Source organism: Caballeronia sp. TF1N1 (assembly GCF_022878925.1).
Lineage (GTDB): Bacteria > Pseudomonadota > Gammaproteobacteria > Burkholderiales > Burkholderiaceae > Caballeronia.
Genome location: NZ_CP084627.1, coordinates 489,401 through 515,497 on the forward strand (window position 1 = coordinate 489,401; position 26,097 = coordinate 515,497).

Sequence of the window (26,097 nt, forward strand, 5' to 3'; positions counted from 1 at the left end):
CCTAGGTAGCCACGCTCAATCGGTGCTTCACCTTGGACATCCACATCACCCTGCACGGCCGTCACGACCTCACGGGCCAGATCTACGGCCAGTTGCGCGCGGGCATCATCGAAGGGAGGCTTGCCGCTCATGCGCGCCTGCCGTCCACGCGCGATCTCGCCGCGCAGCTCGGCGTGTCTCGCAAGACGACGCTCGATGTATTCGATCGCCTGATCGCCGAAGGTTTTCTTCGCACTCGCGCCGGCGATGGGACCTTCGTCGCCGATGGCCTCACGCGTCTGCCCGCCGCCCGCGCCGAGCCGACCTCGGCGCGCGCCCGCGCCACCGGCATCTGGCGCAAGATGCCCGAACGCATGTCGATGCCCATGCCGCCCGCCGACATCACGCTCGACTGCGATTTCAAGGGCGGCGTGACCGACAAGACGCTTTTCCCCTTCGATGCCTGGCGCCGCTGCGTCAACCAGGCGCTGCGCACGCAGGCGCGCACGGGCGGCGGCGTGGCGTCGTATCGCGATCCGGCCGGCGAGCAGGAGCTACGGCTCGGCATTGCGCGCTATCTGGCGTTCAGCCGCGCGGTGGTGTGCAACTGGCAGGACGTTCTCGTGACGCAAGGCGCACAGCAGGCGCTCGATCTGCTCGCGCGCGTGGTGGTCCAGCCGGGCGATGTCGTCGCGATGGAAGAGCCGGGTTATCCGCCTGCGCGCGCCATCTTCTCGGCGCTGCACGCGCGCATTGCGCACGTTCCCGTCGATGAGCACGGGATCGTCGTGGACAAGTTGCCGCGCAATACACGGCTCGTCTACGTGACGCCGTCGCATCAGTTTCCGCTCGGCATGCCGATGAGTCTCGCGCGCCGGATCGAACTACTCGAATGGGCAGCCAAACGCGGCGCGGTGATCGTCGAGGATGACTACGACGGCGAGTTTCGCTTCGAAGGGCGGCCGGTCGAGTCGCTGAAGAGCCTGGATCATGCAGGGTTGGTCGCGTATGTCGGCACGTTCTCGAAGACGCTTTTTCCGGATTTGCGGATTGGCTACGTGGTGCCGCCCGCGACGCTTTCCGAGCCGCTCTGGAACGCGCGGCAAGTTTGCGATCTGCACGGCTGCATGCTCACGCAGACAGCGCTCGGCGCCTTCATGCTGGATGGCGAATATGCGAAACATTTGCGCCGCATGCACAAGGCGTATGCGCAACGCCGTGCCGCGTTGATCGCGCATCTGACTGGCGCTCTCGCGCACTGGTTCGAGCCGATGCCATCGACGGCCGGCATCCATCTGGTCGCGCGGCTTTTAGAGCCGTGGCAGGAAGCGCGCGTGGTCGCGGCGGCGCGCGAGGCGCAAGTGGGGTTGTACGGCATCGCGCCGTTTTATGCGGGCAAGCCGCTCTTGCAAGGCGTGTTGCTTGGATATGGCGGGACGAGCGTCCCGGCTATCGAGCGTGGGTTGAAGCGGCTGGCGGGGGTTATGGCGGGGATGAGGGCGTAGGCGCTTGTTTGCGTATCGCGCGACGCGCTGTCGTCATGCAGACAACAGCGCGTGCGTTCACGTCATTGATCGCACAGCAACAACACCTTCTCCTGCGCGGTGCAACTTGCTTTCTTCATTTTTGGCGCGGCGCCATCCGTCGAACGCGCCGATACGGTCTGCGCGCCGCCTTGCGATTGCTGCGCGAGCGCCGCGCGCTTGGCGATGCACGACCGCAAATGCTTTTCAACCGGCGGATAGTACTTCCAGCCCTTCGTCAGCGGCGGCAGTTCGAGATGCACCTGTTTCCACTTCGGATGCCCGCTCGCCTGCAGCGTATCGAAGTTCGTGCAGAGCGAATCGGCGAATTTCGACATCGCGCCGACGGTGCCGCGCAGACCATAGTCATACGTCACGAGGAACGCCTTGACCGTGAGCGTTGGCGTGTCCTCCTGAATCCAGTTCGGATAGCTCGATGTGCGGATCGTCGCCGGGAAATACGTTTGCTTGGCGCGCGCGGTTTCAGGCGCGGCCGGGTCCAGACGCAACAGCTTGATCTGCTGCAGCAGTTCCGGGTTCATGTCCTGAAAGAGCTTGGCAGGCTGTCCCGCGACGATCACCGCGACGTCGATCTTGCGCACGATCAGCTTTGCGAGCGCGTCCTCGTTGCTATAGTGCTGCGCGTTCTGATCGGCGATAGGTTCACCGAACATCAGCCGATACAGCGTCGCCGACGACTGCGCCGTGCCGCTTCCGAGCAGCCCCACGCTAATGTTCTTGTCCTTGATTTCCTGGATGTACTTGAGCGGCGAATCCGAACGCACGACGAAGTAAATCTCTTCGTCGTAAAGCGGCATGATGAGGCGCAGCGGCTTGATGATATTGCCGGCATCGGCGTTACCGGACGCGGCCATATCGACGTAAGCCTGATATACGTCCGACTGAACGAGCGCGAATTTCACGCCGGGTTCATAGCGCATGCGCTGCACGTTTTCCGCCGATCCTTTGGAAGAAAGCACTTCCAGTTCCATGCCGGCGGGGTCGGCCACGTACTTGGACAGGTCCTGACCGATCTGGATATACGTGCCGCGATCCGGCCCGGTAGTGATTTTGTAGGGCACGGCGTCGGCGGCGAAACTCGTCCCCGTGACGCTTGCGAAACCAATTACGGCAAGGAGGGCAAGCGCACCTCGCGCGGCGTTCCGCATGATTTTCGTGGAGAACATGATTGACCCTCGATTCTTGAGTTGGACGGGTGCTGTGGAACACGCGCGATGCGAGAGCGTCGCATCGTGCGAAATCGGTTATGCGTTTCTGCGCGCGGGCTAGTTTTAGCCGATGCAGTTTGTTCTGGCGACTCTTTCCGTTCGCGAGATGCCGGGTTCTTTCCGGGCACGTTGCTGTGCCAAAAAAGCTTTGTCTCCGTTAATGCTTTTTTCCTGATTTGCTTCGTTCTTTGGATGCTTATTTCTTGCTCGCACACCCGCCGATGTGCGTCGTCTCTTCCGTCGAGTCTCGTCTCCCGAGACATCGCCGCTTTAGAAGCGATTTGATATTCGAGACCTCGCTCCTTCAAAGATGCTTCGTTTCCCGAGTCGGGCTTCTTCAGATTCGCGTCGTTACCGAGACTCTTCTATTTCTGAAGCGCTCTCTTCGGAGCCGCTTCGATTTCGCAAGGCGCCTTGCTTGCGTGGTTGCCTTTCACCCGCAGAGCGCCGACTCTTCATTCAATGCGCTCTTCCATGTTTCTATCTCCCCATCTTCACGGCGCCGACTTCGAAGCCGCGCCGCTCGTCCAACCGTATTGCTTGATGGCGCGTTCCAGTTCTTCGGTCTTGTCCGCGTCCATATGCGCCGATACGTTCGATGCGCCAAACGACGCGGCAGCGCGCGGGCTTGCTGCGGGCGGGCTGATCGCGGGCGCGGCGGCGAGTTGAGCTTGCGGCGCGGTATTGCGCACGGCGACAGGCGTCGCGCCAGTCGCCGTCGATGACGTCGATGCATGCGGTGCGGCACCCGACGCCGACGGCGCGACATACATCCCGTTGGACGTGCTGCCGCGATTGGACGTCGCATCGTACATGCCGTTATTCGATGCGCCGCCGCCCGTCGCGGTCGCTCCGCGATTCTGCGGCGCGACGTACATCTCATCGCTCGCGTTGGCGTGATTGGCGGAAGAGGCATCGTACAGGCCGGTCGACGCGGTGTTGCGCGTCGCGCCGGTTTGAGGCGCGGGCCGCGTGTTGGCTGCCACGGCGGCGGGCGCGGTGCGACTCGTCCCCGGAGGCGGCGCAGCGTTGGCGGGCGCCGTGCGCGTCGCCGTGGTCGTCACGGGCGCGGGCGTCAGCACAGCAACCGAAGGAGCGGCCGTGGCTGCAACAGCGGAAGGCGCGGGCGTCGTGGAAGGCACGGCAGGCGCTGTCGTCGCTGCCGTTGTCCTTGCGGCAGGCAAGGCATTGCCGGAAGTCGCCGGTGCCACCGTCGCCGTCGCCGTCGCAGCGGACGGTGCGAACATCTTCGCGGCAGGCAATTCAACGGCCGAAGTCGCAGGCGCATTGGCCGGGGCAACATTAGCCGTAGCAGCAGGCCCAACCGTCGCCGCGGTAATGGCATTCGTAGCCGCCTGAGCCCGCGCGATCTTCTCCGCGCGCGAATCAGTCGATGCATCCCGCGCTTCGTCGATCGCATCCCGCCGTGCCGCCGCTGCCGTTCCGCGCTGCGCGGCGTGCCGCTCAACCACGGTCTTCGGCGCGATGGTCACGGTCTTGACCGGCGGTGTCGCAACTTCCAAGTTCGCAGTGGTCGCAGGCTTGCCGACGTTGGCGGCAACCACGCTGGCAGGCGCGGCGGGCGCCGGGGCAGCAGCCGTCACCGCCGATGGCAGCGGCTTCTTCGCGCCCGCAGGCGTCGCGACCATCCAGCCCGCGTGCGAGATGACGCGTTCTAGCATCGCTTGCGACTCGCCATTGCCGCCATCGATAGCGAGCGCTTCGCCCGCGTTCTGCTGCACACACGACCATGCCGAAGTCCGCTCGCAGGCCCGCGCCAGTTGCAGCGCGGCGTCGCGTTGCAACTCGCGCTTCGCGAGTTCGTCTTTCATCGAATCGTAGTCGGGGCGCGTCTGCAATGACGCGGGAACGGTCTTGAGGCGCGCGCGCGCCAGCGTCAGGTCATGCTGATCCAGCGCAAGGCGCACGCTGCGCAGCGTATCGCCGGAAACGGACGCGCGGGCATCGGCCGAGGCATTGCCCGCGCCTGTCGCCACATTTGGGTTCACGTTCGGCGCGGTACCCGGCACGAGCGAGCTGAATCTGGAATCGATCGCGCCAGAGACACTGTGATCGGCGGACGGCGAGGCGTCGTCATCGTTCGAATCGCCGTATTGCAAATAAGCGGCCGCGCCGAGCGCGAGCACGACCGAACAAACGCCCGCGATGACCGTCTTACGTTTCGACCAGGATTCGGAGCCGGGCAGCGCGTCGGGATCGCGGCCGGTGTTCGCATAAGCGCTGCGCGCGGATTCCTCAAGGCGCTTCGCCCGATGCTCCGCCGCCTTTTGCGCGATACGTTCGCTCGCGCGTTTCGGGTCCCAACCCGCGGGCCAGCCGCGTTCCGTTGCGGGGTCTTCCGGCAGCGCGCCGGAAGCGGAGGCGCCAGCGCCAGCCGATGCGGCGGCGGAAGCCGTTGCCGAGGTCGACATCGACGGAAGCGGTTTGGAAAGCGTCTGCTCGAACATATTGACGCGCGGCCGTTCTTGCGGTGCGGCGGCCTGGCGCGGTTGAGCGGACGCGGCGGTACGATCCGCGCCGCAGTTTGGACAACTGTCGGCGTTTTTGCGCATCGTGCTGCCGCAACGCTGGCAGACGACGGAGAACATGGATGCAGGAAACGTCAGACGCGTGGTCATGCTTTTAAGCCCTCGAAGGACATGTGCGATAACGTGGCCGCTTGAGTGCCTATACTGGCTTCGGACCGCCCGCAATCGCGCGCGCGAAGTCCTGCGGCAACAATCCTTCGTATCGTTTGTCGGGCGCGAATGTATGTCGAATGAACATCGACTGCGTGCGTCCGAAAAACGAAAGTCCGAATATCGTTGAAGCGAGTTCGGACGTCAATCGCGTTTCGCACCTACCTCGGGCCGCCTGAATTTAAGCGACTACATCATCGCGCCGGCGGCACGCGAAACTCCGTGCTCCCAGCGCGCCTCGTAACCGCGCCTTTTGATGGCGCTGGCCCTCGTGTCGATACGAAAACGCGGCCGGGACTGGTGCGCCCGCGTCGCCGTTTCAGGGCTTCGCGGCCAAGCGCCACGCATCGCTCTCTCACAATGTTTTTGACATTCTGGGCGCGCGGCGGCGGTTTCGTGACGCCAATCCTTAGCCAATAACCGACAAGGGCGAACGACCGCGCGATAACCCACTGATGCAAAAGCGGTTAGGGCGCGAAATGAAACCCGTTCGCACGTTGCATGGCGGATACGAACTGCCTCGCGCGCCGGCGCGAACGTTTGCGCCGTGCGTGAGCGAAAGTGCGGACAATTTAGCCATCCGAAGCAATTCGCGATAAGCGGAAGGCCGCGACGCGAACCCGGAAGTTCAGCGCCGCGGCCTCGATTTGCAGCTTATGCGACCGGCTTATTCAGCCAGTTGCAACTTGCCGTCGATGCGACGATTCAGACCCAGCGGATTCTCGGTCTTCAGCGCGTCGGGCAGAAGCGCATCCGGCAGGTCCTGATAGCTCACCGGACGCAGGAAGCGGTTGATCGCGAGGCTGCCGACCGAGGTCGAACGGCCATCCGCCGTGGACGGATACGGGCCGCCGTGAACCATCGCGTGGCCCACTTCGACGCCCGTGCCAAAACCGTTCACCAGAATGCGGCCCGTGCGGCGTTCGAGCGCCGGGAGGAAGTCGCGCGCTTCGGCGTAATCGGCTTCGTCGATATGCAGCGCCGACGTCAACTGGCCTTCGAGCGATTCGATCAGGTCCAGCATCGTCTTCTGATCCGGGCAGCGCACCACCAGCGACGACGCGCCGAAAATCTCTTCCTGCAGCGCGTGGTTCTTGAGGAAGTTCGCAGCCGTGGTCGAGAACAGCGCCGACTGGCCTTGATTGTCGCTCTTCGCTTCGACGCCGCGCGCGAGCGTCTTCACGTCCGCCTGGCTCGAAGCCTTGTCGATCGCGCCTTCGTACGCCTTGTGGATGCCCGGCGTGAGCATGGTCTGCGCAGCCGTCTCCGTCAGCGCCGCCGATGCCGCCGCGATGAACTTGTCCAGGTCAGGACTATCGACGGCGAGGATCAGGCCAGGGTTCGTGCAGAACTGGCCCGCGCCGAGCACGAGCGATTGCACGAATGCCTTCGCGATGGCTTCGCCACGGTTCTTGAGCGCGGCCGGGAACAACACGACCGGGTTGATGCTGCTCATTTCCGCATAGACGGGAATGGGTTCCTTACGCTCGGCGGCGAGCTTCATCAGCGCCGTACCGCCTCCGCGCGAGCCCGTGAAGCCTGCTGCCTTGATGCGGTTGTCCTTGACGAGGCCCTGGCCGATGTCACGACCGCTGTCGAACAGCAGCGAGAACGTGCCTTCGGGCATGCCGCAGTCCTTCACGGCCTTTTGCACCGCGCGGCCGACGAGTTCCGCCGTGCCTGGATGCGCCGAGTGCGCCTTGACGATCACCGGGCAGCCGGCGGCGAGCGCGGAAGCCGTATCGCCGCCCGCGACCGAGAACGCCAGCGGGAAGTTGCTCGCGCCGAACACGGCGACCGGGCCGACGCCGATGTGACGCAGACGCAGATCCACGCGCGGCAGCGGCTTGCGTTCGGGTTGCGCCGGGTCGATGCGCACGCCGAGATAGTCGCCGTTACGCACCACTTCCGCGAACATACGCAGTTGGCCGACCGTGCGGCCGCGTTCGCCCTCGATCCGTCCGCGCGGCAATCCGCTTTCGATGATGCAGCGCTCGACCAGGTCGTCGCCGATGTCGAGGATATTTTGCGCGATGGTTTCGAGGAATTTCGCGCGCGCTTCGGGCGCGGTTTCGCGATATACGTCGAACGCGGCCCAGGCGAGGGCGGCTGCGCGGTCGAGATCGGCGAGCGTGGCGCCCCCGAATGCCGGTTCGATGGCCGCGCCCGTCGACGCGTTGACGGCCTTGATCGAGCCGTTGCTGCCGAAAATGGATTGCTGGCCGATGAGCAGATTGCCTGTGAGTTGCATGGTGTCTCGTCCTTGACTTGAGTGAGTCGTAGCGACTGCGGCGGATGCGAGCGTCGCGCTGCGCCGACTATACGGCGCGAGAGGCGCCGCTGTATAGTGAATCCTTTCCATCGAGTGATCGCTTTCTGGAATCACCCCGCCTTTTTCTTCCGCATCGTTTGTCGCATGAAAAACACCCTGGATGTTCTGATGTCGCGGCTGCGCATGAAGCAATTGCAGTTGCTGATCGCGCTCGACGACCATAAATCGCTGCATAAAGCATCGAGCGCCATGGCGATGACTCAGTCCGCCGCTTCCAAGGCGCTCGCCGAACTCGAATCGATGCTGGAAGCGCCCTTGTTCGAGCGCGCCAAGAGCGGGGTGATTCCCAACCCGTTCGGCCGCGCCGTGGTGCGCTATGCGCGTCTGTTGGCCGCCGATCTGAGCGCGCTTTGCCAGGAAGTCGCGCAGATTCGCGCGGGCACGGGCGGGCGGCTGACGGTCGGCACGATCATGGGCGCGGTGCCGGGCGTGGTCGCGCCGATCGTCGGCGAGATGCACGCGAAGCATCCGGACCTTGCCATCGAAATTGTCGAGGACACCAGCGCGCGCATGCTCGGCATGCTGGACGACGGCCATGTCGATCTCGTGATCGGCCGCGCAAGCGTGTCGGACCAGCCGACAAAGTACCACTATCAGCCGCTCGCCGACGAACCGCTTGCCATTGTCGTGGGACAGGACCATCCGCGCGCGGCGGGACGCGAAGTCGGGCTCGCGGAACTGGCGGGTCATCGCTGGGTGACATACCCGAGTTATCTGCCGATGAGCGCGCTGCTCGAACGCGAACTCGACCTCGCCGGCTTGCCGATGCCGGCGAACCCCATCTCCACCGCGTCGCCGCTCGTGACGGTCACGCTTTTGCAGCAGAGCGCGGATATGGTGGCGATATTGCCGGCGAGCGTCGCGAAACTTTTCGAGCGCTACGGCATGTTGCGCATCTTGCCGATCCGCATGAAATCGAAGTCGCAGACGTATGGCATCGTGACGAGAAAGGGAGGCGCGCTGTCGCCGGCCGCGCGCCAGTTCGTGCAGATGCTGCGTGAAAAAGGTCGCCCGCATTAAGGCGTGCGTCGCGCCTGTCCACCTTGTCAATTAGCGAATGCGTTAGCAATTTTGCCCGTTTACGATAGTCGGGTACTCGAACTTTTTGCCTGAAGCTGGGCCTATACTGGCGTGGCATCGCGGCCTTCGAGCTTCGCGCTCCACGGCGGTTTCACCCCAGCACTTCCTTACCAGCACTTCCATACGAGCACCACGCGCCGCACGAGCGGCAACTGGGCGTTGCAATCGAGGAATCGCAGATGGCCGAAACGGCAGCCAACGGCTTGGACGGTCTCGTGGCTTCGTTGCGCGAGCAGCGGACCGCGCTGACTGAAAAATGGATGAAGCTCGTGTTCGGGGATCAGGAAGTCGAACACTCGGATCAGCTCACGTACCGGCAACTGGCGGACCACTTGCCGGAAGTCTTCGAGGAAATCTGCGTCGTGCTGGAATCGCGTAATTTGCGCGATCAGGAAGGCGTCATCGAACAAAACGCGCGGCAGCACGGGCAATGGCGTTGGCAGCAAGGGTATCGCATCGACGAACTGGTGCGTGAGCTCGACCTGTTCCGCCAGATTCTGCTTCAGGCGATTGGCGATTACGCCGCCGCGCACACGGATCTCTCGCGCACGGACGAAGAACACGCGCGGCTCATGACCGATGAAGTGGTGAGCTTCGTCACGCTGGCCTCGATTCGTGAAGCGGTGGGCGAGCGCGATCGCAAGATCGACGAATACACCGGCATGCTGGAGCGCGCGAATTACGAGCTCACGCTGCGTCAGAAGCTGATCAGCGAACTTTACGAAACGCGCATGCAGGTGACGCGCCGCGTCGCGCACGATCTGCGCAATTTCCTCAACGTATTCTCGACGGCGCTGCAACTGCTTGGCCGCTCGCCCGCGAAACGCGAGACGGCGCTTGGGCTCGCCAACCGGCAAGTGTCCGACATGGCGAGTCTAGTCGATGAAATGGTCGAATATTCGAAGGTCCTCGGCGACGATTCGCTGTTGACAGTCGAAGCGTTCGATCTCGTCGGTCTCTTCGACGAACTAATGCAGTTGAACCGCGTCGGCACCGAAGCAAAGGGCCTGAAGCTCGTCGGGCATCTGGAACCGACGCTCGGCACGGTGACATCGAACCGGCTGAAGGTAAAGCAGGTCGCGATCAACTTGCTTTCGAACGCGATCAAGTACACGTCGGCGGGCGAAATCGTGTTGACGATCGACGCCGTGGCGGACGACCGCTGGCGCTTGCGCGTAACGGACACAGGTTCGGGCATCGGTACGGCGGATCAGGAGCGCGTGTTCGAGGAATTCGAGCGCGCGGCCGAGGACGATATTCCCGGCACGGGGCTTGGGCTTGCCATCGTGAAGGAACTGTCGCGTGCGCTCGAGGGCGAGTTGCGTTTCCAGTCGGTGAAAGGACATGGAAGCGTGTTCGAAGTGATCTTCCCGCTGGTGCTCAAGCCGAAAGCGAAGTCGGCAACCTGAGGGTGGGGCGGTTTTCGGCGTGAGCGGGTTTTTGCTCATGAGCGTCATCGCCAACCTCGCCCACTCATTGCCACAGCCGTCTATTTCGGCAGCGCGCTGGAAAAGCGAGCCGAATGGACGCGTGCTTCAAGCGCCAATTCCAACACACGCGCAATACAAAAAAAGGCGAACGAGCAGCGCCCGTTCGCCTTTCTCCTTCGCCGCAAGGCAAGCTTTTACGCGGCCACCGTCTCTTCTTCCTCGACCGACGCGCGAATCAGATGATCGAACGCGCCAAGCGATGCCTTCGCACCTTCGCCGACCGCGATCACGATCTGCTTGAACGGCACCGTCGTCACGTCGCCGGCAGCGAATACGCCGGGGATCGACGTCGCGCCCTTCGCATCGACGATGATCTCGCCATGCTTCGACAGCTCGATCGTGCCCTTCAGCCATTCGGTGTTCGGCACGAGACCGATCTGCACGAACACGCCTTCGAGTTCCACGCGGTGCGAGACGCCCGTCGCCCGGTCCGTGTAGTTCAGGCCGTCGACCTTCTTGCCGTCGCCGGTGATTTCCGTGGTCTGCGCGCTCGTGACGATGGTCACGTTCGACAGGCTGCGCAGCTTCTTTTGCAACACGGCATCGGCGCGCAACTCGTTGCCGAATTCGATCAGCGTCACCGCCGCAACGACACCCGCGAGGTCGATGGCCGCTTCGACGCCGGAATTGCCGCCGCCGATGACCGCCACGCGCTTGCCCTTGAAGAGCGGGCCGTCGCAGTGCGGGCAGTAGGCCACGCCGCGTCCGCGATATTCACGCTCGCCCGGCACGTTGATTTCGCGCCAGCGCGCGCCCGTCGCCAGAATGATGGTCTTTGCCTTCAGCACCGCGCCGCTTGCCAGATGCACTTCGTTGATGCGGCCCGGGATCAGCTTGTCGGCGCGCTGCACGTCCATCACGTCGACTTCGTAGCTCTTGACGTGCTGTTCGAGCGCCGTCGCGAACTTCGGTCCTTCCGTTTCCTGCACGGAGATGAAGTTTTCGATAGCCATCGTGTCCAGCACCTGGCCGCCGAAGCGCTCGGCGACCACGCCGGTCGCAATGCCTTTGCGCGCCGCGTAGATCGCCGCTGCCGCGCCTGCAGGACCGCCGCCGACGATCAGCACGTCGAATACCGGCTTCGTTTCCAGTTGCTTCGCGGCACGCGCGGCTGAGCCCGTATCCAGCTTGGCGAGAATTTCCTTCACGCTGCTGCGGCCCTGGCCGAAGCTGTCGCCGTTCAGGAACATCGTCGGCACGGCCATGATCTGGCGGTCTTCGACTTCCTTCTGGAACAGCGCGCCGTCGATCGCCACGTGCTTGATACGCGGATTGATGATCGCCATTACATTCAGCGCCTGCACGACTTCCGGGCAGTTCTGGCACGACAGCGAGAAATACGTTTCGAACCGGTAATCGCCGTCGAGCGCGCGAATCTGCTCGATGGTTTCGTCGTCGAGTTTGATCGGATGGCCGCCGGTTTGCAGCAGCGCCAGCACGAGCGACGTGAATTCGTGACCCATCGGGATGCCGGCGAAGTGAATGCCCGCCGCCTTGCCCGGCTCGCCGATGGTGAACGACGGACGGCGTGCCGCAACGTCCTCTTTCTCGACGACGCTGATCTGCGGGGACAGCGTAGCGATTTCGTCGAGCAGGCCTTTCAGCTCACGCGATTTGTCGCTGTCGTCGAGAAAGGCGACGAGCTCGATGGGCCGCGTGACTTTTTCCAGATAGGCTTTCAACTGAGTCTTGAGATTGGCGTCCAGCATGGCGTGTGTCGTTCCCTGACGAGAGTTTTTGGAATCTTTGGACGCACTCCGTCCAAGCGCCGCCATAAAGCGGCGCCGAAACGGAATGCGTGGGTACAAACTGGGGGTGCAAGGCGCGCAGCGGGCCTGCCGCGCGCCTCGTCAGTCTCTGGAGAACCCGAGACTCAGATCTTGCCGATGAGGTCGAGCGACGGGCTCAGCGTTTCAGCGCCCGGCGTCCACTTGGCGGGGCAAACTTCGCCCGGATGCGATGCGACGTATTGCGCGGCTTGCACCTTGCGCAGCAGTTCGCCGGCGTCACGGCCGATGCCGTTGTCGTGCACTTCGCACAGCTTGATCTCGCCTTCCGGGTTGACCACGAACGTGCCACGCAGCGCCAGGCCTTCTTCTTCGATCAGCACGTCGAAGTTGCGCGAGATGGCGAGCGTCGGATCGGCAATCATCGGATACTTGATCTTTTGGATCGTGTCCGACGTGTCGTGCCATGCCTTGTGCGTGAAGTGCGTGTCGGTCGAAACGCTGTAGATTTCAACGCCCAGCTTCTTGAATTCTTCGTAGCGGTCAGCCAGATCGCCGAGTTCCGTCGGGCACACGAAGGTGAAGTCGGCCGGGTAGAACACGAACACGGACCACTTGCCCTTCAGGCTTTCTTCGGTAACGGTGACGAAATCACCCTTGTGATAGGCGGTTGCTTTGAACGGCTTGACTTGGGTGTTGATGATCGGCATTGATCGGTTCCCTTTAAGTGTGTGTTGAAGAAGTGAACGAAGTATGAACTAAAACTATCAAACCTTGGAAGTGGATTGATTTTATCATTGTAATTGATCTGGACTATCACGTCGATTCGTCGCATCGGGTGCGGGGTTTGCGATGCCGCCGAGATCGATCACGAACCCAGGAGGCACCATGAAAATCGGCATCATTGGAGCGGGAAATATCGGGCAAGTTCTGGCGTTGCGCTTCGGCGAACGCGGCCACGAGGTGCGCATCGCCAATTCGCGCGGGCCGGACACGCTCGGCGAAGTCGAACGCGCGACTGGCGCGCAAGCCGTCGAGGCGCGCGAGGCCGTGCAGGGCGCGGATCTCGTCGTCGTGACCATTCCAGAGTCGAAGGTGCCGCTTCTTTCGAAGGATTTGCTCGCGGGTGCGCCGGCGAGTCTCATCGTGATCGATACTGGCAATTACTATCCGCGGCAGCGCGACGGTCGAATCGACGGAATCGAAAACGGTCTGCCGGAAAGCCGCTGGGTGGAAGAGAAGATCGGCCGGCCGGTCATCAAGGCGTTCAACAATATCTACGCGGCGCATCTGCGCAACCACGGCAAGCCGGCGGGAACGGCGGGGCGCATTGCGCTGCCCGTGGCGGGCGACGACCACAAGGCGAAGAAAGTCGTTATGCAACTGGTCGATGAAATCGGCTTCGATCCGGTCGATGCCGGCGAAATCGACGATTCCTGGCGTCAGCAACCCGCCACGCCCGTCTACACGGCGGACCTCGACGCGGCGGGCGTTCGCCACGCGCTGCACGAAGCCAGCCCGCAGCGCAAACCCGAGTGGCGCGCGACAGATGAAAGCCCGGGAGACTTCGACAATCCGCGCTAACGGCCGAATACGCGCGCCATGCGACAATCTGCAAACTTTCACGATGCGCTTTAACATGACGTGCCGGGCTCCCGCGCTCGACTCCGACAGCGCGAACGCCCGCATCAAGACTTGCAGATTGCCCTATGAAAACCGCATCTCCCGCGTTTGACCAGTTGAAACCTCGCCCCGGCTTTGGCGAATGCCCCGAATGCGACGACGTCGAACTGGCCGCCACGGCCACCATTCCGACACGCTACGGCACGTTCGCGTCGTATGTGTATCGCGTGAAGGAAACGGATGTCGAGCACATCGCTTTCGTCATGGGCGACGTGAGCAACGGCGAATCCGTGCTTACGCGCCTGCATTCCGAATGCGTGACGGGCGACGTCTTCGGCTCGTACCGGTGCGATTGCGGCGAGCAGCTCGATCTCGCGCTGCGCTATATCGCCGCCGAGAATCGCGGCATTCTGCTGTACTTGCGCGGACACGAGGGACGCGGCATCGGGCTCGCCAACAAGATCCGCGCTTACGCGTTGCAGGAGCAGGGTCTCGATACGGTCGATGCCAACCTGCATCTCGGCTTGCCCGACGACGCCCGCGAGTATGATTCCGCCGCCGCCATCCTGCGCTCGATGGACGTCAAATCGGTGCGCCTGATGAGCAACAATCCGTCGAAGTTCGACACGCTGCTCAGGCACGACATCCCCGTGAAGGAACGCGTCGCGCTCGCCATCCCCATGCGCGAGGAAAACGAACGCTACATCAAGACGAAGCAGGCGCGCTTCGGACATTACTTCGACGAGAACGAATAAGCGCGTCTTCCGCGATCTAGCTTGCGTCGTGGAAGATCACGCCTAGCATGTGGCGCCGCCCGGAGCGTAGGCGGCTCACGCCATGCCGCATGTTCACGCGATACGGCCCGCGCGATCCCTGCACCGGCCGCTGGTGTACGGCGAAGAACGCCGCGTCGCCTTGCGCGAGCGGTACGACTTCGGCGCGCGATTGCATGCGCGGACGCTGTTCCGTCATCACGAATTCGCCGCCGGTGAAGTCTTGTTCGGGCGCAGAAAGTAGAACTGCCATCTGGATCGGAAAAACGTGTTCGCCGTACAGATCCTGATGCAGACAGTTGTAGTCGCCGGGAACGTAGCGTAGGAGAAGCGGCGTCGGCCGCGTCTGTCCGGCGTAATGACAACGCTCGATGAACTCTCCATGCACCGGTGGAAAGCGCGTTTCGATCCCCATTACCTCGTGCCATTTATTCGCAATGGGCGCGAGATGCGGATACACCGTGCTGCGCACCGTTTGCAGCGTCTCGGGCAACGGATACGCGAAGTATTTGTACTCGCCGCGCCCGAACGAGTAACGTTCCATCACGATACGGCTGCGAAAGGTCGCGTCGTCGTCGTACAGCGCGGCGAGCGTCGCGCACTCTTCACGCGAAAAAAGGCCCGGCGCAATGGCCGAGCCTTGGGAATCGAGTTGATGCTCGATATCCGTCCAGTCGAGTGCATCGACGCGCGCGTTGATGTCTCTGTCCAGCACCTTCATCTGCAGTTCTCCGGATTGGCGTGATTGCCGCACAGTGTGCGTCCTGAACCGCGCTCACGCACTCCGGGAATTGCTGCGCAATTCAATGCGCGGTCGCGACTTCGGTTATGCGGTTCTGCAAGGCTTCCTTGCGCGCTTCGATCTTCTTGCCGAGCGCGATGAGATCGACACTCTTCGTCTTGCGGATTTCCGGAAACAGCTCGGTTTCTTCTTCTTCCACGTGATGCTTGACGTTCTCCGACAGTACCTTGAAGGTCGCGTCGAAACCTTCGTCGCCGGCCTTGATCTGCGAAAACTTTTCGATCAGCGTCTTGACCAGAAAGTGTTCGACGTAGGCTTCGTCGACATCGATTTTCTCGTCCGTGCCGAGTGCGGTGCGGGCGGCGGGATAAAGCAACTCTTCCTCGACGATCGAATGGATCGACAACAACTCGCACGCGCGCTGAACCAGCGTCGTCTTGCGTTCGAGATCGTCTTTTTCGGCGCGTTCGAAGGCGTCGAATAGCTGCTCGACAGCGCGATGGTCGGCTTCGAGAATGGCAAGTGCGTCTTGCGGATGCGGTGCTTGCGCGGCGGTCATATCGTTTCTCCTGTGGGGACGGGGCGAAACCTTTGGGGCGTCTGTCGCGCCTTGGGGGTGCCTTCGGGTCGCTTTTAGTTGCCTCTGGGCAGGTTTTCTAGAGCAAACCCGGTGCCCGCGCTCGAAGCAGGCAAAGATAAGGTTGGCATGGCTTTAAGCGGATAGGAGCGCGTCATGCCGGCCTGCGTGCTGCGCGAACAAAACCGGAGCACGGAGCGACATGAATGAACGTCCGCCTTAACGCCGCATCATGCCGACGACGAAAGCGCCGACAGGTCCCGCTCGCGCATGACATTGACCCGCCACCACGCCGGCAACAGACGCCGCACTTCCGAGCGCGCAAAGCGGTCGTCGATCAGGTAGAGCACGCCACGGTCTTGCGGCCCGCGAATCACGCGTCCGGCCGCCTGCACGACCTTCTGCAAGCCCGGAAAAAGATAAGCGTAGTCATAGCCGGCGCCGAAAGCGTCCTGCATCCGCACTTTCATCTGCTCATTGACAGGATTGAGTTGCGGCAGACCGAGCGTCGCGACGAAGGCGCCAATGAGCCGCGTGCCCGGCAGATCCACCGCCTCGCCAAACGCGCCGCCCAGCACCGCGAAACCGACGCCGCGTCCATCCGGAACGAAGCGCGCGAGAAAGTCGTGCTGCGCGGCTTCGCTCATCGCGCGTGACTGCTGCCAACTCGGAATTCCGGGATGACGTACCGCGAATTCCGCCGCGACTTGCGCCAGATATTCGAAGCTGCTGAAAAAGCTCAGATAGTTGCCTTCCGCGAGACCGTACTGCGCCGCGATCATGTCGGCGATGCGCGCAACGGATTGCCGGCGGTCGCGATAGCGCGTCGAGACATCGGCGATGGCGCGTACATCGAGTTGATCCGCTGAGAACGGCGACTCCACGTCGATGAACGCGCTCGTTTCCGGCAAGCCGAGCGTGTCGGCGTAGAAGTGCGTGGGCGTGAGCGTCGCGGAAAACAACGCGACGCTGTGGGCGCTCGCGAAACGCCCGGCGAGATGCGGCGCGGGAATCACGTTGCGCAGGCACAGCACGACATTGCGCTTCTTCGCCGACGCGTGGCCAGAAAGCGAGATATCGACGATCGAATGCGAACCGAAGCGCTCCGCGATGCGCGTGAAGTGCACGGCATCGAAATAAAAGCGCATGGTGTCGGGCGAGAAGAGGTCGGCTTGCTCGCCGAGCATTTCCGTCATCAGCGAAACCGCCTGGCCGAGCGCGGTCAGCAACTGGGCGGGCGGTTCGGCGAGCGGCGCGTAGTCGATGCCCGCGGTTTCCTGTTCGCGGCTCGTGTCGCTGAAGGTTCGGGCGACGCGCGCAAGCGTTTTTTTCAGAAGCGGCGGCGCGGCGCGGCGCATTGCATCGAACGAGGCGCGATCGAGCGATGCGGAATACATGCCGCGCGCCCGATCGATCAGGTTGTGCGCTTCATCGACGAGTACCGACACGCGCCAGCGGTTCGTTTCAGCTAGGGCGAAAAGCATTGCGCTGGTGTCGAAGTAATAGTTGTAGTCGCCGACGATGACATCGGCCCAGCGCGAGAGCTCCTGGCTCAGATAGTACGGACAGACTTCGTGGTGTCGCGCGACTTCGGCTGTCGACGCGCGGTCCAGGTGTGCACGCGCGAGGGCATCGGCGCGCGCGGCGGGAAGGCGGTCGTAGAAGCCGCGCGCGAGCGGGCACGAATCGCCGTGACACGCGCGGTCGGGATATTCGCAGGCTTTGTCGCGGGCGACGAGTTCGATTACACGTAAGGGAAAGGGCGTGGCGGTCGCTTTGGCTTTTGCCGTTGCCGCGTCCGCTGGCGCCGCTGTTTTTTCCGCCGCCCCGACGATCGTTCCGAGCGCATCGAGCGCAAGCTGCCGCCCCGCGCTTTTCGCCGTGAGAAAGTAGATCTTGTCCAACTGCTGCTTCGGCCAAGCCTTGAGCAGCGGAAACAACGTGCCGACCGTCTTGCCGATACCCGTCGGCGCCTGTGCAAGCAAACATCGGCTCGATGCGGCCGCGCGATAGACCGCCTCGGCAAGGGCCCGCTGCCCAGGCCGAAACTCCGTGTGCGGAAACACCAGCGCGGTAAGCGCCGCCTCGCGCGCCGCACGGTGCCGCATCTCCTGTTCGGCCCACGCGATGAACCGCGTGCATTGATCCTCGTAATGCGCCTTTAACGCCAGCGCGGTTTGCGTCTCCACAAGCACGCTTTCAGTCTGTTCGACGATATCGAAATAAACGAGCGCGACTTCGATCTCATCGAGACCGAGCTTCTTGCACATGAGATGCGCATACACGCGCGCCTGTGCCCAATGCAGATGCCGATGATTCTGCGGCATCGATTCCAGCTTGCCTCGATACGTTTTGACTTCTTCCAGCCGATTGCGCACCGGATCGAAACCATCCGCGCGGCCGCGCACGCGCAACGGACCGAAGTCTTCGGCGAGGGAAATTTCCTTGAGATAACCAGCTGGCCGCCGGCTTGCGACCGTCACATGTCCGGCAATGCCTTCCTGCGCGCTTGGCGCTGGCGTGAAGCGCAAATCGAGATCGCCCTGTTTCGACGTGAATTCGCAAAGCGCGCGCACAGCGACGGTGTAAGCAGGATCGCCGCACGCCAGATTGGCGGCCGAGTCAGAGGCTGTATGCATGTACAGTAGTCTAGCATTTCCGTCATTCGCCGCAACAAATGCGTTGCTGCCTTTAAGGCATGAAATGTCGTGGCGATTGGCGTTTCGCTAGAATGACGGACATCTCAATATTGCCGCGCGCGACCGAAACAATGCATGCAATCAACACATCCGCAATCAAAGGCTGGCACGCGCATATTTATTTCGATGCCGCGAGCCGCGACGCGGCCTGGGCAATTTGGGAGGTCATCTCGACGCACTTTGCGGCGGAACTTGAAACCGGCAAGCTTATCTTGGGACGCTTTCATGAACGTCCGGTTGGACCGCACCCGATGTGGTCGTTTCAACTCGGCTTTGGTCGCGAAGATCTCGTGCCGATTTTCGAATGGCTCACCTTGAATCACGGCGCGCTCGATGTTTTCATGCATCCGAATACCGAGGACGAATTGCGCGATCATCGCGATTCCGCGGTGTGGATTGGCCGATCGCATGAATTGCGGCTGGATGGCTGGAAATAAATGAAAAAAGGGCGGAGTGGTCCGCCCTTTCTCGTTGCTTGAAAACGCTCAAGCCTTTTTGACGCTCGTTCCCTTCGACGACACAACCCGCACTGCGCCCTGCGTCGCGACGCTCGCATCGGTTTCTGCCGCTTCCACCACCTGACGCGCGGACTTTCTCGCCGCTTCATAAGCCGAATTTGCAGATTCCGTTGCGGCGTCGATAGCCGACTTCCACGCATTCACCACCGCTTCGCTGCCGGCTGGCGCGCTGCTCGCAAGCGTGCTGACAAGCGCCTGCGCGTTGCGCTGCGACTTCTCCAACTGGTCCTGCGCCGCTTCCACATAAACGCCGCGCACGCCTGCCGCGATTTCGTGGAAGCTCTGCCAGTAAGCCGCGACGCGTTGAGCGCCGGCCTGAGATTGTTGGCTTTGCAAAGCAAAGAACTCTTTCGGATCGCGTACGGAAAACACACGAGCAACGAAGTTCTGATGTTCATCCAGCGCCGTCTTGAACGTGCGCGTGTTCAGGTCGATGAGTTTCTCGAAACCTTCCACGGCTCGTGTAGCGAGACCGAAGCTGGCGTCGAATCCTGCTTTCTGTGACGCGATGAGATTTTCAGGCGCAAGACTGCTCATGCTGGACTCCATTGGACGTTGCGTTTTGAAAGACGATCGATTTGTGCGGTGCAGCGAACGCTCTATTGTAGGGATAGCGCGAGGCGTGTCAATTGCCTTTTTTATTAACCGATGGCGATTTGAATTCGTATCCGAAGAAAGTCAAGTTTCAATCGCGTCTGATTATCTCGCTGATTTTGAACTAGGCGGATAATACGAACGGACCACCTAATCGCGGAGAAACAAGAACGAACGGGCGTGCTTAAGATATCTCCCGTTTGCCTGCTCAAGGTAAACCACGAGTAACAACCCGCGCATAACGTTGTTTCCCCTACTTGACGCTCTGACGCTATCTTGAAAAAATCTCGCACTGCAACAAACGGCGTCCGCGCGTGAACATCGAAAGGACTTTTTCCTGTCACCGTCGCGTCACCGTGATTATCTAGCATGCGAACTTGCGCTAAAGAGCCGGCGCTGAACGGCAGTAGTTATAAATCGAGAGAACGGACAGAAAATGGGGCGACATTCCCAAACCATCGGACACCTTGAACGTAGTCACGAAGATAACGCTCTGCGCCGCGCCATTGCCGCGCGGCTCGATCGGGCAATGCAGAAAGCCAACGTCAGTTCCGCCAAGGCCGCGGACTGGCTCGACGTAACCGAGCACGACGTGCATTTCTGGCGGCGCGGCATCACGGTGCCGCCGCTGCATGCGTTCAACCGTATTGCCAGGCAACTGGACATCGACGTGCACTGGCTTTGCACAGGCCAGGCGCAGCAAACACATCAAGCGCAAGTCGCGGGCTAAGCGTTTAGGGCGTCGAATCCGGCAACACTGCCGGTTTGCGCCCATGCATGAGCACGGTTCCAATACCGCTCGCGGCGATCACGCACATGCCGATAGCCATCCATCGGTCAGGCACCTGACCGAATAACACCCAGCTGAAAAAGGCCGCGAAAGCAAGTTGGGAATAGGAGAAGGGCGTCAGCACCGACAGTGCCGCGCGCCTGAGCGCCTGCAACATCAAAAGCTGGCCGATGGTCGCCATTGTTGCCATGAGCGCCACGAGCAGCCAGCTTTTCCATTCCACGAGCGCCAGTTCCGGCAGCATTTGCGACTGATCCATCCACATCAACGTGCACAGCACGATGGTTGCGACGAGCGCCGTCAGAAAGTTGGTGGTGACGGCGTCATCGACGCGCGACAGATGGCTCGATACCACCTGAAAGCACGCAAACGTCGTGGCCGCACCGATCGGAAAGACAACGGTCCACGTGAATTGGCTGCCACCCGGCCGCACCACCAGCAACATGCCGATGAACCCGAGCACGACCATTGCCCATTTGCTGCGCGGGACATGGTCCTTGAGCACGAGTGCGGCGAGCAGGGTGGAGATGAGCGGCGCGAGCATCGCAAGGGATGTCGTCACGGGAAGCGGCAGATGCCGCAAGCCAGCGAAAGTACACGCCGAGTTGGTGAGCAGCAGTAAAGCGCGAACGATCTGCAGCTTCAGGCTGTCGGTGCGAAAGAGCTTGAGCGTGCCGAGCCGCGCTTGCCACACGCCGAGCACGATCATCTGGAATAGATAGCGCACCCAAAGAAGCGCCAGTATGGGAACCGCCGTGCCGATGACCTTGACGGTGGAATCGCTCGCGGCGAAGGTAGCGGTCGTCAAGACCATGATCGCGATGCCGGCTACCGTGTTATCGGTATCAATGCGGAAACGCGCTTTGCCCTCAATGGTTGCCATGGGTGTCCGTTGTTCGCCTGATCGCGGGCGCGCCTCGAAAAAGGCTGCGCTCCGTCGGGCAGTCTCTTATGGATGACGGCGTTTTAAGCCGTTGCTTCCATTTTGCGGACGTCGACCGCTCGTGGCAAGCCGACAGTAATCTTCTTTTCCGTCGTGTTGTGCTCAGGTCACGGCGCGTCGACAAATGAACTAGACGGTTCGAACAAAGCACGCGCGCACTTTTTCGGGACGCGAAGGCGCTCGGTGCGCGTCGCCGTCGTTTCTCAAAAGTCTCGCCGATATGTCTCGAAATCGAATCTGGTCCGTCTATAAACCCATTCAGCAAAGTTCAAGAAAGCGAACCGCTGAATTTCGGCAATCTCGAATTGTCCGGTCGCCGCGTCTCTTATTCTGAGGGTGAAGCTTTATTGAGTTAGTTCCGAAAAAAATGGATGGCGTTTTTGAGAATTAGATTAGATCAATCCTAGCTCTGCCTGCTTATTATTCTCTCAACGCCACGCACCTTGAACGACGCAAGCAGCAACTTGTCGATGGCCGCGTCAAGCGTCAAACATTCATTATTCGTTTCCCGGAGTTTCTTCATGCAGAAAGCTATTTCCCTCAGCGCCGCACTCTTCTCGATGATGGTCGCCCTTGCGTCGATGAACGCCAACGCCGCCGACGGCACGATCACCATCAACGGCGCGGTGTCGGATACGACCTGCTCGATCAATGGCACGGCTGCCGGTTCGCCGGCAAACGTGACGGCTACGTTGCCGACCGTTTCCGCAAGCGCGCTTGCGTCGGCTGGCGCCACGGCGGGCGTTTCCAAGCTCGGCGACATCCAGTTGCAATTGACCGGCTGCACGGGCTCGGCCACCAAGGCAGTGGCGCACTTCGAGAACGGTTCCACCGTTGACCAAAGCAGCGGCAATCTGATCAATCAGGCGCTGACGCAGCCGGCGACCAACGTGCAAGTGCGTCTCTTGAACTCGCAAATGCAGCCGATCAACATCCTCACCAACGCCAATAACGATGTCGCGGTCAACGGCGCATCGATCTCGGCCGGCGCGGGCAACCTCAACTACTTCGCGCAGTACTATGCGACGGGTCAGGCTCAGCCGGGCGCGGTCAACACGATGGTCCAGTACTCCATTCAGTATCAGTAAAGCCATCGATGCAGGGTCCGGGCGCGCGCCACGTTTTGATTCGGCAAGCGTCCGGTTGCAGTGAATGACATCAACCGTCGAGTGATGGCCGCAATGAAATCGATGAAACGATCGCTCGCCATGGCAGGTCTCCTTGCCGCGATGGTCGCGGGCTCCGCGCACGCCAGTGTGACAATCGGCGCGACGCGCGTGGTGTATCCGCTGGATCAGCGTGAAGTCACCGTGAAGCTGAACAACGACAGCTCGCACCCGGCGCTCGTGCAGGTTTGGATGGATAGCGGCAACGCCGACACCAAGCCCGCCGACAGCAAGACGCCCTTCGTGATCACGCCACCCATCTTTCGGATGGATGCGGGCAAGTCGCAGACATTGCGCGTCATGTATGGCGGCGAAGCGTTGCCTCAGGATCGCGAGTCGGTGTTCTGGCTCAACGTGCTCGACGTGCCGCCCAAGGCGGAGGTGAAAGCCGATGTCAACACGCTGCAACTGGCGTATCGCACGCGCATCAAGATGTTCGTGCGCCCGGCGAAGCTGTCCGGCAAGCCCGAGGATTCACCGCGCATGCTCAAGTGGAAAGTCGTGCCCGCGCGGCAAGGCGGTGGCGACGCGCTCTCCATTACGAATCCGAGCGCGTATCACGTTTCGTTCAGCGAGATTGGCGTGACGTCGAACGGACGCACCTTCAAGAACGAAACCGGCGGCATGGTTCCGCCGCGTGGCGATGCAGTCATCCCCGTGCCGAAGATGAGCGACGTGCATGGCGGCAAGGTCCATTACATCGCCATCAGCGATTACGGCGGCGCCATCGAAGGCGATGCCGAACTCGCGCCTTGATCGGAAGCCCATTCGGGCAGACCTCCAGCGACCTATCGCAACGTCTCGAAATTAACAGCGCGCATCTTGTTCGATGCGCGCTTTTCTTTTGTTTACATGGTGTTTCGCGTCTCAAAAATAGAATTCGTCCTAGCTACTTTCATCTCGTTAATTCGTAGCATCGGTGGATCGGCAAATGTCTCGCGCCTCATGCACCCGGCTATCTCCATGCAATCGTCGCAATCAAGTCAGCAGCGGATTTCCAACGGCTTTACAGCATCTTCGTTCGTGCTGCGACCGGTTGCGGCGATCGTGTTATGCGCCTTTGGCATGGCTGCCTGGATGCATCCGGTAAGCGCGCTCGCGAACGAACCGAAGAAGGCAGCCGAATTCGATACGACCTTCCTGCAAATGGATTCGACAAGCGGCGTCGACGTCGCGCGTTTCTCGCGCGGTAACGTTGTATCGCCGGGCGCGTATGCAGTCGACATCGTGGTCAACGGCAACCGTGTCGCGCGCGAGGACGTGCGCTTCAACGCCTCGCATGTTGGAGAAAACGCGACGCCGTGCCTCACGCGCAAGATGCTCGAAGTCTATGGTCTGGACTTCACGAAGCTCGCAGCCGATCATGCCGCCGACACTGCATCGGCCGATGCGAATGCATGCGTCGAGCTGACCTCGCTCGTGCCCGATGCCTCCGTCAGCTTCGACTTCGCCGAGCAGACGCTAACGTTGTCGATCCCGCAAAAGTATCTGCGCAATGCGGCTCGCGGCTATGTGTCGCCCGAGTTGTGGGACAACGGCGTGAACGCCGGCTTTCTCAGCTACAACGCCAATGCGTACCGCAGCGACAGCGGCGGTATGCACGCTACGCAGGAATACCTCGGCCTCAACGCGGGCGTGAACATCGGCGGATGGCACTTTCGGCATCAATCGTCGATCACGTCCGGCACAGGCCAGGCGACCCAGTTCGACGACATCGCGACCTATGTCCAGCACGACGTGCCGAAGTTCAAGGCGCAAGCGACGCTCGGCGACGCGCAGACCACCGGCGAGGTGTTCGACAGCATTGCGTTTCGCGGCGCGCAGATTGCCACCGACGACCGCATGTTGCCTGAATCGCTGCGCGGCTATGCGCCTGTGGTGCGCGGCACGGCGGAATCGAATGCGCGCGTGACGGTGCGTCAGAACGGCCAGGTGATCTATGAGACGAGCGTGTCGCCGGGACCGTTCGAGATTCGCGATCTGTACGCCACCGGTTACGGCGGCGATCTGGACGTCACCGTTACCGAGGCCGATGGCCGCGCGAAACATTTCGAAGTGCCGTACGCATCGGTGGCACAGTCGCTGCGCGCGGGCACGACGCGCTTCGCCGTCACGGCCGGCCAGTTGCGCGATGAGTCGTTGCACACGAAACCGGGCTTTGCGCAATTCACGTTGCAACGCGGGCTGACCAATCAGGTCACGCTGTACGGCGGCGCGATTGCATCGGAAGGCTATGTCGCGGCTAACTTCGGCGCCGCGCTCAACACGAAGTTCGGCGCTTTCGCGACCGACATCACCTCCGCGCGCACGCAAGTCCCGGGCGCTTCCATGCAGAAAGGGCGCAGTCTGCACGTGGGTTACAACAAGTTTATCGATCCGACCGGCACCAACGTCACCTTTGGCGCGTATCGCTACTCGGACGCGGGCTATCTCAATCTGAGCGATGCCGCCCGCGTCCGCGACGAAGCCATGTTCGGCGGCACGCCCACCGATCGTAACCGCGGCCGCCTGCAGGTGAGCATCAATCAGCCGTTGAAGGATCACGGTTCGGTGTTTCTGACGACATCGGCGCAAAGCTACTGGAATCGGCCGGGGCGCGACGTGTTCTATCAGGCGGGTTACTCGAACAGTTTCAAGTACGGCACTTACAGCATTACGGCGGGCCGCTCGACCGACGCGGACGGCACGCCTTCGAACCAGATCATGGTCAGCACGACGATCCCGCTCGGTCATTCGCAACACTCGCCACAACTGACGACGAATCTAAGCGCGAGCAACGGCTCGGCTAGCGTGCAGACGAGTCTAAGCGGCAACGCGGGCGCCGAGAATCAGTATTCATACAACGTCTACGGCTCAGGCGGTCAGAGCGCGAGTTCGTCGGCGAACATGAACGCTGGCGCGAGCGGCGCGTATCACGGCGCGCATGGACAGGTCACGGCATCCGCGAGTGCGGGAGCCAATTCTTCGCAGGTGTCGGCGGGCGTGAGCGGTTCGATCGTCGCGCACCCCGGCGGCGTGACGTTTTCGCAGACGGTCGGCGACACGTTCGGAATCGTCGAGGCAAAGGGCGCGGAAGGCGCGAGCGTGTCGAGCGCGAGTGGCGTGAAGGTCGATTCGCATGGCTACGCGGTCGTGCCGTATCTCACGCCGTACGACATGAACAGCGTCGATATCGATCCGAAGGGCACGTCGACCGATGTCGAGTTTGCATCGACATCCGAGAAGTCGGCGCCGCATCTCGGTTCCATCGTCATGTTGAAATACAAGACGGTGACGGGACGCGCAGCGCTGATTCGCGCGCCGCGTCTGAATGGCGAAGCGTTGCCGTTCGGCGCGGAAGTCGTGGATGGCGAAGGCCGCGTGGCGGGCGTCGTCGCGCAGGACAGCCGCATTTTCGCGCGCGGTATCGACGAGAAGGGCACGCTCGTAGTGAAGTGGGGCGATCACGCGGGCGAACAATGCAGCGTCGATTATTCGTTGCCTGCCAAGAGCGGCAAGGCGGACGCGGGGTATGCATCGATCGAAGCGCATTGCTTGCCGCGCACGGTGATGGCGGCAAACGCGTTCTGACATGAACGTGCAAGTTGGAGGAGCTTGCAACTGCGACCGGGCC

The 26,097-nt window shown here is 61.8% G+C and carries 20 protein-coding genes; 10 read left to right on the forward strand and 10 right to left on the reverse strand.

Features of this window, described 5'->3' with window-relative positions:
- Window positions 1-32 precede the first annotated feature (32 nt).
- Entirely contained in the window at window positions 33-1,484 is a 1,452-nt protein-coding gene (locus tag LDZ28_RS16245) for a PLP-dependent aminotransferase family protein (protein ID WP_244829418.1), read from the forward strand.
- A gap of 62 nt (window positions 1,485-1,546) precedes the next feature.
- Here LDZ28_RS16245 and LDZ28_RS16250 read toward each other — a convergent pair whose 3' ends face one another.
- From LDZ28_RS16250 to LDZ28_RS16260, 3 genes are all read right to left on the reverse strand, one after another.
- On the reverse strand, window positions 1,547-2,689 hold the full coding sequence (locus tag LDZ28_RS16250; protein ID WP_244829419.1) for a TAXI family TRAP transporter solute-binding subunit: 1,143 nt from the start codon (window positions 2,687-2,689) through the stop codon (window positions 1,547-1,549).
- Between the two features lie 536 nt (window positions 2,690-3,225).
- Entirely contained in the window at window positions 3,226-5,370 is a 2,145-nt protein-coding gene (locus LDZ28_RS16255; protein WP_244829420.1) for a zinc ribbon domain-containing protein, read from the reverse strand.
- A 727-nt stretch (window positions 5,371-6,097) separates the two neighbouring features.
- Window positions 6,098-7,681, reverse strand: a complete 1,584-nt coding sequence (locus LDZ28_RS16260) for an aldehyde dehydrogenase (NADP(+)) (protein WP_244829421.1) — start codon at window positions 7,679-7,681, stop codon at window positions 6,098-6,100.
- A gap of 165 nt (window positions 7,682-7,846) precedes the next feature.
- On the opposite strand from LDZ28_RS16260, the gene LDZ28_RS16265 reads away from it, so the two are divergent.
- Complete coding sequence (locus LDZ28_RS16265; RefSeq protein WP_244829422.1) at window positions 7,847-8,782, forward strand: LysR family transcriptional regulator; 936 nt, start codon at window positions 7,847-7,849, stop codon at window positions 8,780-8,782.
- Between the two features lie 239 nt (window positions 8,783-9,021).
- Window positions 9,022-10,251 (forward strand): sensor histidine kinase, encoded by a 1,230-nt coding sequence (locus LDZ28_RS16270; protein WP_244829423.1) that lies wholly within the window; start codon window positions 9,022-9,024, stop codon window positions 10,249-10,251.
- Between the two features lie 215 nt (window positions 10,252-10,466).
- On the opposite strand, the gene ahpF is transcribed toward LDZ28_RS16270, so the two are convergent.
- Entirely contained in the window at window positions 10,467-12,041 is a 1,575-nt protein-coding gene (gene ahpF, locus LDZ28_RS16275; RefSeq protein ID WP_244829424.1) for an alkyl hydroperoxide reductase subunit F, read from the reverse strand.
- A gap of 164 nt (window positions 12,042-12,205) precedes the next feature.
- Window positions 12,206-12,769: an alkyl hydroperoxide reductase subunit C gene (ahpC, locus tag LDZ28_RS16280; protein ID WP_244829425.1), complete on the reverse strand. Its 564-nt coding sequence runs from the start codon at window positions 12,767-12,769 to the stop codon at window positions 12,206-12,208.
- Between the two features lie 178 nt (window positions 12,770-12,947).
- Here ahpC and LDZ28_RS16285 point away from each other — a divergent pair, with 178 nt between their 5' ends.
- Both LDZ28_RS16285 and ribA read left to right on the forward strand, forming a co-directional pair.
- Window positions 12,948-13,643 carry an NADPH-dependent F420 reductase gene (locus tag LDZ28_RS16285; protein WP_244829426.1) on the forward strand — a complete coding sequence of 232 codons (696 nt, stop codon included), beginning with the start codon at window positions 12,948-12,950 and terminating at the stop codon, window positions 13,641-13,643.
- Between the two features lie 125 nt (window positions 13,644-13,768).
- Entirely contained in the window at window positions 13,769-14,437 is a 669-nt protein-coding gene (ribA, locus tag LDZ28_RS16290) for a GTP cyclohydrolase II (protein ID WP_244829427.1), read from the forward strand.
- Window positions 14,438-14,453: 16 nt separating this feature from the next.
- Here ribA and LDZ28_RS16295 read toward each other — a convergent pair whose 3' ends face one another.
- From LDZ28_RS16295 to LDZ28_RS16305, 3 genes are all read right to left on the reverse strand, one after another.
- Entirely contained in the window at window positions 14,454-15,176 is a 723-nt protein-coding gene (locus LDZ28_RS16295) for a 2OG-Fe(II) oxygenase (RefSeq protein ID WP_244829428.1), read from the reverse strand.
- An 82-nt stretch (window positions 15,177-15,258) separates the two neighbouring features.
- Window positions 15,259-15,756, reverse strand: coding sequence for a hemerythrin domain-containing protein (locus tag LDZ28_RS16300; protein WP_244829429.1), 498 nt, complete (start codon window positions 15,754-15,756; stop codon window positions 15,259-15,261).
- 248 nt (window positions 15,757-16,004) lie between these two features.
- Entirely contained in the window at window positions 16,005-18,413 is a 2,409-nt protein-coding gene (locus LDZ28_RS16305; protein WP_244829430.1) for an ATP-dependent DNA helicase, read from the reverse strand.
- 131 nt (window positions 18,414-18,544) lie between these two features.
- On the opposite strand from LDZ28_RS16305, the gene LDZ28_RS16310 reads away from it, so the two are divergent.
- Window positions 18,545-18,910 (forward strand): DOPA 4,5-dioxygenase family protein, encoded by a 366-nt coding sequence (locus tag LDZ28_RS16310; RefSeq protein ID WP_244829431.1) that lies wholly within the window; start codon window positions 18,545-18,547, stop codon window positions 18,908-18,910.
- A 48-nt stretch (window positions 18,911-18,958) separates the two neighbouring features.
- On the opposite strand, the gene phaP is transcribed toward LDZ28_RS16310, so the two are convergent.
- Entirely contained in the window at window positions 18,959-19,528 is a 570-nt protein-coding gene (phaP, locus tag LDZ28_RS16315) for a TIGR01841 family phasin (protein WP_244829432.1), read from the reverse strand.
- Window positions 19,529-20,114: 586 nt separating this feature from the next.
- Here phaP and LDZ28_RS16320 point away from each other — a divergent pair.
- Complete coding sequence (locus LDZ28_RS16320; RefSeq protein ID WP_244829433.1) at window positions 20,115-20,315, forward strand: XRE family transcriptional regulator; 201 nt, start codon at window positions 20,115-20,117, stop codon at window positions 20,313-20,315.
- 4 nt (window positions 20,316-20,319) lie between these two features.
- On the opposite strand, the gene LDZ28_RS16325 is transcribed toward LDZ28_RS16320, so the two are convergent.
- Window positions 20,320-21,258, reverse strand: a complete 939-nt coding sequence (locus LDZ28_RS16325; RefSeq protein WP_244829434.1) for a DMT family transporter — start codon at window positions 21,256-21,258, stop codon at window positions 20,320-20,322.
- A 581-nt stretch (window positions 21,259-21,839) separates the two neighbouring features.
- On the opposite strand from LDZ28_RS16325, the gene LDZ28_RS16330 reads away from it, so the two are divergent.
- From LDZ28_RS16330 to LDZ28_RS16340, 3 genes are all read left to right on the forward strand, one after another.
- Window positions 21,840-22,406 carry a fimbrial protein gene (locus LDZ28_RS16330; protein ID WP_244829435.1) on the forward strand — a complete coding sequence of 189 codons (567 nt, stop codon included), beginning with the start codon at window positions 21,840-21,842 and terminating at the stop codon, window positions 22,404-22,406.
- A 120-nt stretch (window positions 22,407-22,526) separates the two neighbouring features.
- On the forward strand, window positions 22,527-23,240 hold the full coding sequence (locus tag LDZ28_RS16335; RefSeq protein ID WP_244829436.1) for a molecular chaperone: 714 nt from the start codon (window positions 22,527-22,529) through the stop codon (window positions 23,238-23,240).
- 309 nt (window positions 23,241-23,549) lie between these two features.
- The gene (locus LDZ28_RS16340; protein WP_244829437.1) at window positions 23,550-26,054 is read left to right on the forward strand and encodes a fimbria/pilus outer membrane usher protein; all 2,505 of its coding nucleotides are present in this window, start codon (window positions 23,550-23,552) and stop codon (window positions 26,052-26,054) included.
- The last annotated feature ends 43 nt before the right edge of the window (window positions 26,055-26,097 follow it).